At 70.7% G+C, this 12,115-nt stretch carries 9 protein-coding genes; 6 read left to right on the top strand and 3 right to left on the bottom strand.

What is annotated here, in order from left to right:
- Positions 1–597: 597 nt before the first annotated feature.
- Positions 598–1,929 carry an NYN domain-containing protein gene (locus BKK80_RS00100; protein WP_071068393.1) on the bottom strand — a complete coding sequence of 444 codons (1,332 nt, stop codon included), beginning with the start codon at positions 1,927–1,929 and terminating at the stop codon, positions 598–600.
- A 317-nt stretch (positions 1,930–2,246) separates the two neighbouring features.
- Here BKK80_RS00100 and BKK80_RS00105 point away from each other — a divergent pair, with 317 nt between their 5' ends.
- Positions 2,247–5,840, top strand: coding sequence for an indolepyruvate ferredoxin oxidoreductase family protein (locus BKK80_RS00105; RefSeq protein WP_071010218.1), 3,594 nt, complete (start codon positions 2,247–2,249; stop codon positions 5,838–5,840).
- A gap of 108 nt (positions 5,841–5,948) precedes the next feature.
- Here BKK80_RS00105 and BKK80_RS00110 read toward each other — a convergent pair whose 3' ends face one another.
- Entirely contained in the window at positions 5,949–6,578 is a 630-nt protein-coding gene (locus BKK80_RS00110) for an HD domain-containing protein (protein ID WP_071068394.1), read from the bottom strand.
- A gap of 134 nt (positions 6,579–6,712) precedes the next feature.
- Between BKK80_RS00110 and BKK80_RS00115 the strand changes: the two genes are divergently transcribed.
- The 4 genes from BKK80_RS00115 (at position 6,713) to BKK80_RS00130 (ending at position 10,493) form a co-directional block, all read left to right on the top strand.
- A complete protein-coding gene (locus tag BKK80_RS00115; RefSeq protein WP_071010221.1) occupies positions 6,713–7,132 on the top strand; it encodes a GNAT family acetyltransferase in 420 nt (139 codons plus the stop codon).
- Positions 7,133–7,221: 89 nt separating this feature from the next.
- Positions 7,222–7,659 (top strand): VOC family protein, encoded by a 438-nt coding sequence (locus tag BKK80_RS00120; protein WP_071068395.1) that lies wholly within the window; start codon positions 7,222–7,224, stop codon positions 7,657–7,659.
- A 210-nt stretch (positions 7,660–7,869) separates the two neighbouring features.
- Complete coding sequence (locus BKK80_RS00125; protein ID WP_071070581.1) at positions 7,870–9,135, top strand: MFS transporter; 1,266 nt, start codon at positions 7,870–7,872, stop codon at positions 9,133–9,135.
- Between the two features lie 188 nt (positions 9,136–9,323).
- A complete protein-coding gene (locus BKK80_RS00130; RefSeq protein ID WP_071010225.1) occupies positions 9,324–10,493 on the top strand; it encodes an MFS transporter in 1,170 nt (389 codons plus the stop codon).
- Between the two features lie 18 nt (positions 10,494–10,511).
- Here BKK80_RS00130 and BKK80_RS00135 read toward each other — a convergent pair whose 3' ends face one another.
- A complete protein-coding gene (locus tag BKK80_RS00135) occupies positions 10,512–11,399 on the bottom strand; it encodes a DODA-type extradiol aromatic ring-opening family dioxygenase (protein ID WP_071010227.1) in 888 nt (295 codons plus the stop codon).
- Positions 11,400–11,726: 327 nt separating this feature from the next.
- Between BKK80_RS00135 and BKK80_RS00140 the strand changes: the two genes are divergently transcribed.
- Positions 11,727–12,029 carry a hypothetical protein gene (locus tag BKK80_RS00140; RefSeq protein ID WP_071037779.1) on the top strand — a complete coding sequence of 101 codons (303 nt, stop codon included), beginning with the start codon at positions 11,727–11,729 and terminating at the stop codon, positions 12,027–12,029.
- Positions 12,030–12,115: the final 86 nt, after the last annotated feature.

Genomic DNA, 12,115 nt, shown 5'->3' on the forward strand with positions numbered 1-12,115 from the left:
CTCAACCCCCCCTCGCGTGCTGGGGCAAAGAGCGGCCGGGCCCCAACTCGGATCGCCTTAAGGCGATCCTCAGACAGGGGGCCCTCTTTTCCGCTCTTTGCCCCAGCACGCGAGGCGCCGCACACGGCAGGGAACAGATGCCACGCCTCGCTTCGCTTCGGGTGACGGGTGTTCGGCCAGCTCGTTGGCCGAACACGAAGGCTCAGCCAGCCAAGCCAGCATGCAAGAGCAAGCCCACTCGCATACCAACGGTTTGGCCTTTCCCTCCCGTGTGCGGCGCCTCGCGAATTAGCCCCGGCCGCCGATGAAGCCCGTCCGCTGTCTGAGCGGCCGCAGGCCGCGAGTTCGGACGGGCGCGGCGGCCGGGGCTAATTCGCGAGGGGGGGTCGCCGCACCCGGGTCGCCTTCTTTGCCTACTTTCTTGGGCGAGACCAAGAAAGTAGGTCGGCTCCCCGCAGGGGAGTCGAAACAGGTCGTTGTCTCGCAGACCAACACCGCCCGAACCCACACGACAAGCGTCAAGTCACGAGAGCCAAAACAAGCCGTTGCCCCGCAGACCGACAGCCCCCGAATCCGGGCATCCAATCAACTGCCGATCTACTCCGCAACCTTCTTCACCGCCCGCTTGCGCGGCGCAGCCGCCCGCTTCTTCTTCACCGGCGCAGCCTCGCCCACTACCTCCGTCTCAGCCGCAGCCTCTACGACAGGCGCCGCCACAATCAACTCTTCGCCAGGCACGCCAGCCGTCAGCACGGTCGCCCCGGGCGCGGCGAACACGGTGGCGTCGATCGGCCACGGCGTCTCGCTCAGCACCACATCGGGGCGCTTGGGCGCACGCTTCGGGCGCCCCGCCGCCTTGGCCTTGGCGGGAACGGCTTCGGCCGGGGGCTCGCCCGCGTCCGCCGGTGCCGCGATCCCTGCCTCGGGCTCTGCCGCGGCCTCGGCCGGCACGATGGGCGCAGCCTCGGGTACGACCGCCGGCAACGGAGCTTCCTCGGGTTCCTGCAGCGCCGGGACTACCGCAATGGCCGCTGCCTCGGGAGCGGGAGACGGAGCCTGTCGTTGTTGCGCCCCATGGCGGTCGGGCCCGCGCCCTTCGCCGCGCGCGTGGCCGCCATGCTGCGGAGCCGCCGGCTGGGCCGGTGCCTGTGCCTTGCCTTCGCTTTCGGGTGCGTTGCGCGAGCGCTTCTTCAGGCGCACCCAGATGGTCTTGTTGTTGCCGCCGTTGCGCGTCTCCACCTCGAACAGGCCGGTGGCGACGACCAGTTCGGAGAGCTTGCCGTAGCCATAGTTGCGCGAGTCGAATTCCGGCGCCTGCTTGGCGATGTGGCTGCCGATGCCGCCCAGCGTGGCCCAGCCGTCTTCGTCCGACACGGCCTGCGAGGCGCTCTGCAGCAGGCGCACCAGGCGCGAGTCCTGGCGCAGTTCGCCGCCGCTGCGGCGCTTGGCGGGTGCCGCGGCTTCGTCGGTCTCGGCATCGGCACGCAACACGTCGGAGTAGATGAACTTGTCGCAGGCGGTGACGAAGGGCTTGGGCGTCTTGCGCTCGCCGAAGCCGTAGACGATCAGGCCCTGTTCACGGATGCGCGAGGCCAGGCGGGTGAAGTCGCTGTCGCTGGAGACGATGCAGAAGCCATCGAAGCGGCCGGTGTACAGCAGGTCCATCGCGTCGATGATCATCGCGCTGTCGGTGGCGTTCTTGCCGACCGTGTAGCGGAACTGCTGGATCGGCTGGATCGAGTGCGACAGCAGGCGCTCCTTCCAGCCGGCGAGGTTGGGCTTGGTCCAGTCGCCGTAGATGCGCTTGACGGCGGCCACGCCGTACTTGGCCACCTCGGCCAGCAGGCCTTCGACGATGGCGGGCGCCGCATTGTCGGCGTCGATCAGCACGGCCAGGGTCGCGCTGCCCTGGCGGGGGGAATTGGTCATGTCGTTTCCTGGTGTGCCGGGTGCCCCGGATCGGGGCGGGTTGCACCTGGCGCGATGTGGCGCCGGCCCGGCTTGCGCCCCTTCCGGGCGCCTGCTTTGAACGCAACGCAGTGTACACGCGAAGCCGCGTCCATACGGGAAATCACGGTCCCCCCGGGGGCGCATTTTGCTGCGCCGCAGGATATGCCGCGGCCGGGGGCGGTGCTACCATGCCGCGCAGAGACACAGCCGTGCCCCGCCTTCACAAGAGGCGCCAGCGGCTGCCCACAACCGAAGCGCCGGTGATCCCGGCAACACGCCAAGAGAGAGGAGCACGCATGAATGCCCCCCTGACCCCGCCTGTGAGCGACGCCATCCGCGAGGCGCTCGCCAGAGTTTCCCTGGACGACAAGTACACGCTCGAGCGTGGCCGCATCTATATCAGCGGCACGCAGGCGCTGGTACGGCTGCCGATGCTGCAGCAGGAGCGCGACCGCGCCGCCGGCCTCAATACGGCCGGCTTCATCTCGGGCTACCGCGGCTCGCCGCTGGGCGCGCTGGACCAGTCGCTATGGAAGGCCAAGAAGCACCTGGCCGCGCACAACATCGTCTTCCAGGCCGGCCTGAACGAAGACCTGGCCGCCACCTCGGTGTGGGGCTCGCAGCAGGTCAACATGTATCCGGACGCGCAGTTCGATGGCGTGTTCGGCATGTGGTATGGCAAGGGGCCCGGCGTGGACCGCACCGGCGACGTCTTCAAGCACGCCAACTCGGCCGGCTCGTCGAAGCACGGCGGCGTGCTGGTGCTGGCGGGCGACGACCACGCCGCCAAGTCGTCGACGCTGGCGCACCAGTCCGAGCATATCTTCAAGGCCTGCGGCCTGCCGGTGCTCTATCCGTCCAACGTGCAGGAATACCTGGACTACGGCCTGCACGGCTGGGCCATGAGCCGCTACTCCGGCCTGTGGGTGGCAATGAAGTGCGTGACCGACGTGGTCGAGTCGTCGGCTTCGGTGGAACTGGACCCGCACCGCGTGCGCATCGTCCTGCCGGACGACTTCCAGCTGCCGCCGGGCGGCCTCAACATCCGCTGGCCAGATCCGCCACTGGTGCAGGAAGCGCGCCTGCTCGACTACAAGTGGTACGCCGGCCTGGCCTATGTGCGCGCCAACAAGATCGACCGTATCGAGATCGATTCGCCGCACGCGCGCTTCGGCATCATGACCGGCGGCAAGGCCTACCTCGATACCCGCCAGGCGCTGTCCGACCTCGGCCTCGACAACGAGACCTGCGCCCGCATCGGCATCCGCCTGTACAAGGTCGGCTGCGTGTGGCCGCTGGAAGCACAGGGTGCGCGGGCCTTCGCCGAAGGCCTGCAGGAGATCCTGGTGGTGGAGGAAAAGCGCCAGATCATGGAGTACGCGCTCAAGGAGGAGCTGTACAACTGGCGCGACGACGTGCGGCCCAAGGTCTACGGCAAGTTCGACGAGAAGGACAACGCCGGCGGCGAGTGGTCGATCCCGCAGAGCAACTGGCTGCTGCCGGCACACTACGAGCTGTCGCCGGCCATCATCGCCAAGGCGATCGCCACGCGGCTGGAGAAGTTCGAGCTGCCGTCCGACGTGCGCGCGCGCATCGAGGCGCGCCTGGCCATCATCCAGGCCAAGGAGAAGGCGCTGGCCACGCCGCGCGTGGCGGTGGAGCGCAAGCCCTGGTTCTGCTCGGGCTGCCCGCACAACACCTCGACCAACGTGCCCGAGGGCTCGCGCGCGCTGGCCGGCATCGGCTGCCATTACATGACGGTGTGGATGGACCGCAACACCAGCACCTTCAGCCAGATGGGCGGTGAAGGGGTGGCGTGGATCGGCCAGGCGCCGTTCGCCGGCGACAAGCACGTGTTCGCCAACCTGGGCGACGGCACCTACTTCCACTCCGGCCTGCTGGCGATCCGCGCCTCCATCGCCGCCAACGTCAACATCACCTACAAGATCCTCTACAACGATGCGGTGGCCATGACCGGCGGCCAGCCGGTGGACGGCCAGCTGTCGGTGCAGGACATCGCCTTCCAGGTGGCGGCGGAGGGCGCCAAGCGCATCGAGATCGTCACTGACCAGCCGGAGAAGTACCACGGCGCCATCAAGCTGCCGGCCGGCGTGACCGTGCATCACCGCGACGAGCTCGACCGCGTGCAGCGCGAGCTGCGCGAGGTGCCGGGCGCCACCATCCTGATCTACGACCAGACCTGCGCCACCGAGAAGCGCCGCCGCCGCAAGCGCGGCACCATGGCCGACCCGGCCCGGCGCGCCTTCATCAACGACGCGGTGTGCGAAGGCTGCGGCGATTGCTCGGTCAAGTCCAACTGCCTGTCGGTGGAGCCGCTGGAGACGGACCTGGGCACCAAGCGCCGCATCAACCAGTCCTCGTGCAACAAGGACTTCTCCTGCGTCAACGGTTTCTGCCCCAGCTTCGTCACCGCCGAGGGCGCGCAGGTGCGCAAGCCCGAGCAGCACGGCGTGTCGATGGAAGGCCTGCCGGCACTGCCCGCGCCGGCGCTGCCCGGCCTGGCCCATCCCTATGGCGTGCTGGTGACCGGCGTGGGCGGTACCGGCGTGGTCACCATCGGCGGCCTGCTGGGCATGGCAGCCCACCTGGAGAACAAGGGCGTGACCGTGCTCGACATGGCGGGCCTGGCGCAGAAGGGCGGCGCGGTGCTGTCGCACGTGCAGATCGCCGCGCGTCCCGATGACCTGCACGCCACCCGCATCGCCATGGGCGAGGCAGACCTGGTGATCGGCTGCGACGCCATCGTCTCGGCCAGCGACGAGGTCCTGGCCAAGACCCAGTCGGGACGCACGCGCGCCGTGATCAACACCGCGCAAACCCCGACCGCCGACTTCATCAAGAATCCGAAGTGGCAGTTCCCCGGCCTGTCGGCCGAGCAGGACCTGCGCAACGCGGTGGGCGAGGCCTGCGAGTTCATCAATGCCTCCGGCCTGGCCGTCACGCTGCTGGGCGATACCATCTACACCAACCCGCTGGTACTCGGCTTCGCCTGGCAGAAGGGCTGGCTGCCCCTGTCGCTCGACGCCATGCTGCGCGCCATCGAGCTCAACGGCGTGGCGGTGGAGAAGAACCGCGCCGCCTTCGACTGGGGCCGCCACATGGCGCACGATCCCGAGCGCGTGCTGGCACTGGCCGGCAAGCTGCGCAACACGGCCGAAGGCGCCGAGGTGGTCAAGCTGCCGACCTCGTCCGGCGCCCTGCTCGACAAGCTGATCGCCGGCCGTGCCGAGCACCTGACCGCCTACCAGGACGCAGCCTATGCGCAGGCCTACCGCGATGCCATCGCCCAGGTGCGCACGGCCGAAAGCGCACTGGTCGGCGCCGGCAAGCCGCTGCCGCTGACCGAGGCGGCCGCGCGCGGACTGGCCAAGCTGATGGCCTACAAGGATGAGTACGAAGTGGCGCGGCTCTACACCGACCCGGCCTTCCTCGACAAGCTGCGCGCCCAGTTCGAGGGCGAGCCCGGCCGCGACTACCAGCTCAGCTTCTGGCTGGCGCCGCCGCTGCTGGCCAAGCGCGACGACAAGGGGCACCTGGTCAAGCGGCGCTTCGGGCCGTCGACGATGGCGCTGTTCAGGCTGCTGGCCCGCTTCAAGGGCCTGCGCGGCGGTGCGCTCGACATCTTCGGCAAGACCGAGGAACGCCGTACCGAGCGCGCGCTGATCGGCGAGTACCGCGCACTGCTCGACGAACTGCGCGGCGGCCTCAGCGCGGCCAACCACGCCACCGCGGTGACGCTGGCCGCGCTGCCGGACGACATCCGCGGCTTCGGCCACGTCAAGGAGAACAACCTGCAGGCGGTGCGTGGGCGCTGGCAGGCGCTGCTGGCGCAGTTCCGCGACCCGAAGGCCGCGCAGCAGGCAGCATGAGCCGGAGCCGGGACCGGACCGGCGGCCGCATGACGGCATGACCAAGGGGCGCGATTCGCGCCCCTTTTCTTATTCCGGCGTGCGGTGGTGCCGCCGCACCGGCCCGGGTCAGGCCGCGCTGGCCAGCTTGTCCTCGCCCGGCTTCACGTACATCGAATTGCGCGGACGCGCGAGCACGCGCCGCACCATCGGCTCGAAGAAGGACAGCGGCAGCGTGTCGTAGTCGGTCATGAAGGCGGCCGCGTCGTACTTCTGGCAGAACTCGGCGGTGCGCGCGAACAGTTCGGGCTGGTCGCGGAACTGCTCGCGCAGGTTGCGGTCCAGGCCGAGGTGATGGAAGAAGTAGTAGCCCTGGAACACGCCGTGCTTCTCCACCATCCACAGGTTCTCCGGGCTGACGAAGGGCTTGAGGATGGCCGCCGCGATGTCAGGGTGGTTGTAGCTGCCCAGCGTGTCGCCGATATCGTGCAGCAGCGCGCAGACCACGTACTCCTCGTCGCGCCCGTCGCGGTGGGCCAGCGTGGCCGTCTGCAGCGAGTGCGTCAGGCGATCGACGGGGAAGCCGCCGAAGTCGCCGTCGAGCAGGCGCAGGTGGGCCAGCACGCGTTCGGGCAGGGCCTGGGCGTAGGGCATGAACTCGGCGGAGATGGCGGCCCAGTCCTCGCGGGTGCCCTGCTCCATGTGGTGGAAGGTGGCGCGCGCGGCGGCGGCGCCGTGGCCGGCTTCGTTGGTGCTCATGGGGTCTCCTGTTTCTTGTGACGGCCTGGCCGCCTTGTTGTCAGCCTGTCGGGCTTCGGGCATTGTGTCACCAAGCGCACCGCGACACTGTCAATATCCCGACTTTGGCGAGCCCCGACTCGCTGCACCGCACCATGCTGATCCGCTCCTACCGGCCCGCCGACGAGGCCGACATCATCGCCCTGTGGCAGGCCTGCGGCCTGACCCGCCCCTGGAACGACCCGAAGAAGGACATCGCGCGCAAGCTGACCGAGCAGCCCGAGCTGTTCCTGGTCGGCGAGGACGGCGGCCGCCCGGTGGCCTCGGCCATGGTGGGTTTCGACGGACACCGCGGCTGGGTCTACTACCTGGCGGTCGACCCGGCCCAGCAGCGCCTGGGCTGGGGCCGCGCACTGATGGCGCGCGCCGAGCAATTGCTGGTCGAGCGCGGCTGCCCCAAGATCAACCTGCTGGTACGCAAGGGCAACGACGCGGTGCTCGGCTTCTACGACAGCCTGGGCTATGCGCAGGACGAGGCGGTCAGCCTCGGCAAGCGGCTGATCCCGGACCTCTGAGGCGCCCCCGGGGGGCCTGCCGGGACGCTCGACGCCGGCTGCCGCGCCTCGTAGGCTGGTAGGATGACAGGGGCCACCGCGAGACCGCCATGTTCCGCATCCTCGGCATCGACCACCTGGTTCTGCGCAGCGCCGACGTGCCGGCGATGCTGCGTTTCTACGTCGGCGTGCTCGGCTGCACCGTCGAGCGCGAGCAGGCCGCGCTCGGCCTGACCCAGCTGCGCGCCGGCCGCGCCCTGATCGACCTGGTCGCGCTGGACGGCCCCCTCGGGCGCGCCGGCGGCGCCGGACCCGGCGCGCAGGGCCGCAACCTGGATCACTTCTGCCTGCGCATCGACCCGTTCGACAGTGCCAGCCTGTCGGCGTGGCTGCGCGGGCTCGGTATCGAGCCGGGCCCCCCCGAGATGCGCTACGGCGCGGAAGGCCTCGGATTCTCCCTCTACGTGCGCGATCCCGACGGCAATGTGGTGGAACTCAAGGGTCCGGCGCAGCCGCCCGGGGCGAAGCCGGACGGCATGGGCGCCTGACACGCGCCACCGGAAGGCGGCGGCACCCCGTGCCGTGCACGCCACAATCGCCGCCAGCCAACGCGCACCGCCGCTACAATCGACGCTGGCAGGCCGCCGCAGCGGGTCCCCCGAGCCATCCCCGCGCGCGCCCGCTTCCCGACACCCGCACTCCAGCGAGGAAGCCCGCGCCGCCGGCCACCGGCCAGCGTCCGCGTGCCCGCGCGCACCATGACACAACAAGAACACCACACACCTTCCGGCCGGCATGCCGCACCAGCCGACCATAGTGGCAGCGCCCTGCGCAAGCTGGTCTGGGCCCTCGGCATCACCGAGGTGATTTCCTGGGGCACGCTGTACTTCAGTTTCACCGTCTTCATCGGGCCGATGAGCCAGGCCCTGGGCTATTCCAAGCCCTTCCTCGCCGGCGGCTTCTCGCTGGGCCTGCTGGTCTGGGCCCTGTGCTCCTTCGCCGTGGGGCGCCTGCTGGACCGCGTGCCGGCACGCCGCGTGATGTGCGCGGGCTCGCTGCTGGCCGGCGCCGGCATGCTGCTGTGGGCCTGGTCGCCGTCGCCGGCCGCCTTCCTGCTGACCTGGCTGCCGCTCGGCCTGGCGATGTCGAGCACGCTGTATGAGCCGGCCTTCCTGGTGCTGCGCCAGGCCTTCGGCGACGGCTACCAGAAACCCATCCTCAGCCTCACGCTGATCGCCGGCTTCTCCAGCACGATCTTCGTGCCGCTGGCGCAATGGCTGGTGCTGCATCTCGGCTGGCAGCCGACCCTGCTGGTCTTCGCCGCCCTCAACCTGCTGGTCTGCGCCCCGCTGCACGCGCGCCTGCGCTATGCCATCCACCCGAGCTATGCCGCCCCCGCCTCGCCGTTGCCGGAAGGCGCAGCGGGTGCCGGCATCGCCCGCGCCACGCTGCGCCAGCCGGTATTCTGGGCCGTGGTGGCGGCCTTCACGGCGACCGCCGTGATCGCCTCCCTGCTGGGGGCCCACCTGATCCCGATGCTGACCGAGAAGGGCATGCCGTTGCCGCAGCAGCTGATGGTGGCCGCGCTGATCGGGCCGGCCCAGGTGGTGGGCCGCACCGTGATGATGCGCCTGCCGGTCAGTCATCCGGTGCGCCTGTCGATGCCTGTCTACGCGGTGATGGCGCTCGGCCTGCTGGGCTTCGCCCTGGGCGCGGGCGGCTGGCTGATGCTGGCCGCCGTCATCTACGGCTGCGCCAACGGCGTCAACACCATGCTGCGCGCGATGGCCATGCCGGAACTGATCTCGCGCCATCACTACGCCACGCTCAACGGCCTGATGATGACGCCGGTGCTGCTGATGCAGGCCGCAGCGCCCTGGTTCGGCGCCCTGCTGTGGCGCGCCGCCGGTGGCTACTGGCTGATGCTGTGGCTGATGGTGGCATTGGCGCTGGCGGCGCTGGCCGCCTTCGCCTTCGCGCTGCAGCAGCGCGGCCTGCTGCGCACCGGTGCGGCACCGGCCTGAGCCTGAGCCGCCAGCGGCCGCGGGCGCGGCGCACGCGCGTCACGCGGCTGTGCGACCATGCGGGTCTCGCGCAGGCGGCGCGCCGGAACGGTCCGGCGCGCCACGCATGCGCCGCCGCCATCCGCATGTCCGATCCACATCACAGCCGGCCCTTGCCGGAACTTCCCGCGGGCCCGGTGCCCGCCGCCATGCCTGCCATGGCCGCCACCCGGCGGGTGGAACACGCCGCCTACGCCACCATGGCGCTGTTCTTCGTCAACGGCGCCACCTTCGCCACCTGGGGCGTCCATATCCCTACCATCAAGGCCCGCTTCGGCCTGTCCGATGCCGCGCTGTCGCTGGCCATGCTGGCGGTGGCCGGCGGCGCGATCGCGGCAATGGGGCCGGTCGGCCGCTGGGTGGCGCGCGTGGGCAGCGCGCGCGCCTCGCTGGCCAGCGGTGCGGCCTATGCCCTCGCCACCGCCCTGCTGCTGGCCATGCCGGATTTCCTGCTGCTGGTGCCGGCACTGCTGGCCTTCGGCATGGCCAATGCCGCCTTCGACGTCGCCATGAACGCGCAGGCGGCCACGGTGGAAGCCAGCCGCAGCCGTCCCATCATGTCGCGCCTGCACGGCATGTTCAGCCTGGGCGGCATGGCGGGGGCGTCCTTCGGCGGGCTGATGCTGTCGCTGGGCGTGCCGCCGCTTGCGCACGCCGCCCTGATCGCGCTGATGACCGCGGCCACCTCGCTGTGCGCCGCGCCGCGGCTGCTGGACGACCATCCGGTGGCGCCGGCGCAGGCCGGTCACCACCACACCGGCCGTGTGTTGTGGCTGCTGGGTCTGATGGCCTTCCTGGGCCTGATCGGCGAGGGCGCCATGTATGACTGGACCAGCGTCTACATGCGCGAGGTCGCGGCGGCGCCGGCCGACTGGTCCGGCTTCGGCTACGCCGCCTTCTCGGCCGGCATGGCCTGCGGACGCTTCGGTGGCGACTGGCTGCGGGCGCGCTGGTCGGACCCGGCCACGCTGCGCGCCAGCGCCTGGCTGGCCTTCGGCGGCATCGGGCTGGCCCTGCTGCTGCCGTCACCGGCGTGCGCCCTGCTCGGCTTCACGCTGATGGGACTGGGCACCGCGAACATGGTGCCGATCTTCTTCATGGCCGCCTCGCAGCTGCCGGGCGTGGCGCCCGCCGAGGCCATCGCACGGGTGGCGCGCTTCGCCTACACCGGCCTGCTGCTCGGGCCGGTCCTGATCGGCGGCGTGGCGCATCTCGCCAGCCTGCGCCACGGCCTGGCCGTGGTCGCGCTGACCATGGGCTGGATCGCCCTGGCCGGCGTGCGCGTCGCCCGCCCCTACCTGCTGCGAGGCGAACGCTAGGTAGCCAGCAGCCGGGAATCAGGCTGCTGCGGGCTGCCGTTGCGGCGTGCCCAGGCCGTCGAAGACGAAGCTGTCCATGGCGAGCACGCCGTAGGTGACCTCGTCGGCCACGCGCGCAGCCTGGACGTGGGCGGATGCGCCCGCGGACGCATCGCGCGGGCCCAGCGCGGCGCCCAGCGCCACGTAGAAGGGCAGCAGGTGCTCGTCGGTCGGGTGGGCACGGCGCGCGTACGGCGCCTGCGCCCGGTAGTCGGCCAGCCGCGCGGTGTCGCCGGTGGCCAGCGTTTCATCGAGCGCCTCCAGCATCCAGCCGCGGAAGGCCTCGACATAGGGCTCCGGCGCCGGACCGTGCTGCGTGCGGTGGCCGCCGCTGCCGAACACATCCTGCAGGTTGTGGGTGAAGCTGCCCGAGCCGATCACCAGCACGCCCTCGTCGCGCAGCGGCGCCAGTGCGCGGCCGATCTCGATCTGCGTGGCGGGCGGCAGGTAGGGATTCAGCGCCAGTTGCACGACCGGCACGTCGGCAGCGGGAAACAGGTGGCGCAGCGGCAGCCAGGCACCGTGGTCGAGCGGACGGTCCTCGTCCTCGGCGACGAAAGCCGCGCCCGGAATCGCCGCCGCTTCCACCAGTTCCTTGACACGCGCGGCCAGTGCCGGCGCGCCGGGCGCATCGTAGCGCAGCGCGTAGAGCTCGCGCGGGAAGCCGCCGAAGTCGTGCCACGCTTCCTGGCGCTCGCGCGTGCTGACCGCCAGCGTGCTGTAGATCCAGTGCGCCGAGATGACCAGCACGGCGCACGGCGGCGAGCGGCGCAGCTGGTCGCCGAGGGCGTCGAATGCCGCGCCGGTCGGGCCGGGGTCGAGCGCCAGCATGGGAGAACCGTGCGAGAGGTAAAGCGAGGGAAGCATGGCGTCTGTCCTTGGAATCTTCTCTTCAAATGCTTTGTGTGGCTGCATACAAGTTTGGCAAAGAAGAGCAGATCGCACGGTCAAGCGATACGGACACCTCGCTCAATAATTTTGAATCGATTGGCGCAAGCTGCCGCCAGCGCCCCTGCGCCGTCGCCGCGCGCACGGTGCGGTGGCGGCGGACGTGGCGCCTCCGCATCACGTCCGGTGCCGCACCAGGCCGCGGCCCGGCCCCGCTGCGCGGCTGGCGCAATCGGCCTATGATGCAGTCAGGGCCGCCTGCTGCGGCGGCCGATACGGCGCCCGGCGCGCCGGCAGGAGAACAACGTGGCGAAGCGGACCCCACCCTGGCTCAAGTTGCCCCTGGCGCATTGGTGGCAGCCGGGACTGTTCGCCAGCCTGCCTGCGGTGGCGCTGTGGACCATCGCGCGGCTGCCGGCCGACCTGCTGGCTGCGCTCGGCGGCAGCACGCTGTCCGCGCTGCTCAACCATGCGGGCGACACGCTGTTCGTGGCGGGCTGGCTGCTTTCAGGCCTGCGCCTTTGGACAAGCCGCCGGCGCCCCGCCGCCGAGGACGGGCGCCGGCGCGAAGTGCCGCCCGCGGCGCCGTCGCGCCACCGCGCCGGCTGAGACGGCCCGGCTTCCCGACCTCGCCCCTGGCCTCGCACCCCGCACCGCACCTGCCCGCCGGCCGAAGCCGTCCGCGCCGCTCCCGC

This window comes from Cupriavidus malaysiensis (assembly GCF_001854325.1).
Taxonomy (GTDB): Bacteria; Pseudomonadota; Gammaproteobacteria; order Burkholderiales; family Burkholderiaceae; genus Cupriavidus; species Cupriavidus malaysiensis.

Coding starts and splice junctions, on each gene's coding strand:
- BKK80_RS00100 (WP_071068393.1), bottom strand. CDS start 1,929: ATGACCAATTCCCCCCGCCAGGGCAGCGCGACCCTGGCCGTGCTGATC.
- BKK80_RS00105 (WP_071010218.1), top strand. CDS start 2,247: ATGAATGCCCCCCTGACCCCGCCTGTGAGCGACGCCATCCGCGAGGCG.
- BKK80_RS00110 (WP_071068394.1), bottom strand. CDS start 6,578: ATGAGCACCAACGAAGCCGGCCACGGCGCCGCCGCCGCGCGCGCCACC.
- BKK80_RS00115 (WP_071010221.1), top strand. CDS start 6,713: ATGCTGATCCGCTCCTACCGGCCCGCCGACGAGGCCGACATCATCGCC.
- BKK80_RS00120 (WP_071068395.1), top strand. CDS start 7,222: ATGTTCCGCATCCTCGGCATCGACCACCTGGTTCTGCGCAGCGCCGAC.
- BKK80_RS00125 (WP_071070581.1), top strand. CDS start 7,870: ATGACACAACAAGAACACCACACACCTTCCGGCCGGCATGCCGCACCA.
- BKK80_RS00130 (WP_071010225.1), top strand. CDS start 9,324: ATGCCTGCCATGGCCGCCACCCGGCGGGTGGAACACGCCGCCTACGCC.
- BKK80_RS00135 (WP_071010227.1), bottom strand. CDS start 11,399: ATGCTTCCCTCGCTTTACCTCTCGCACGGTTCTCCCATGCTGGCGCTC.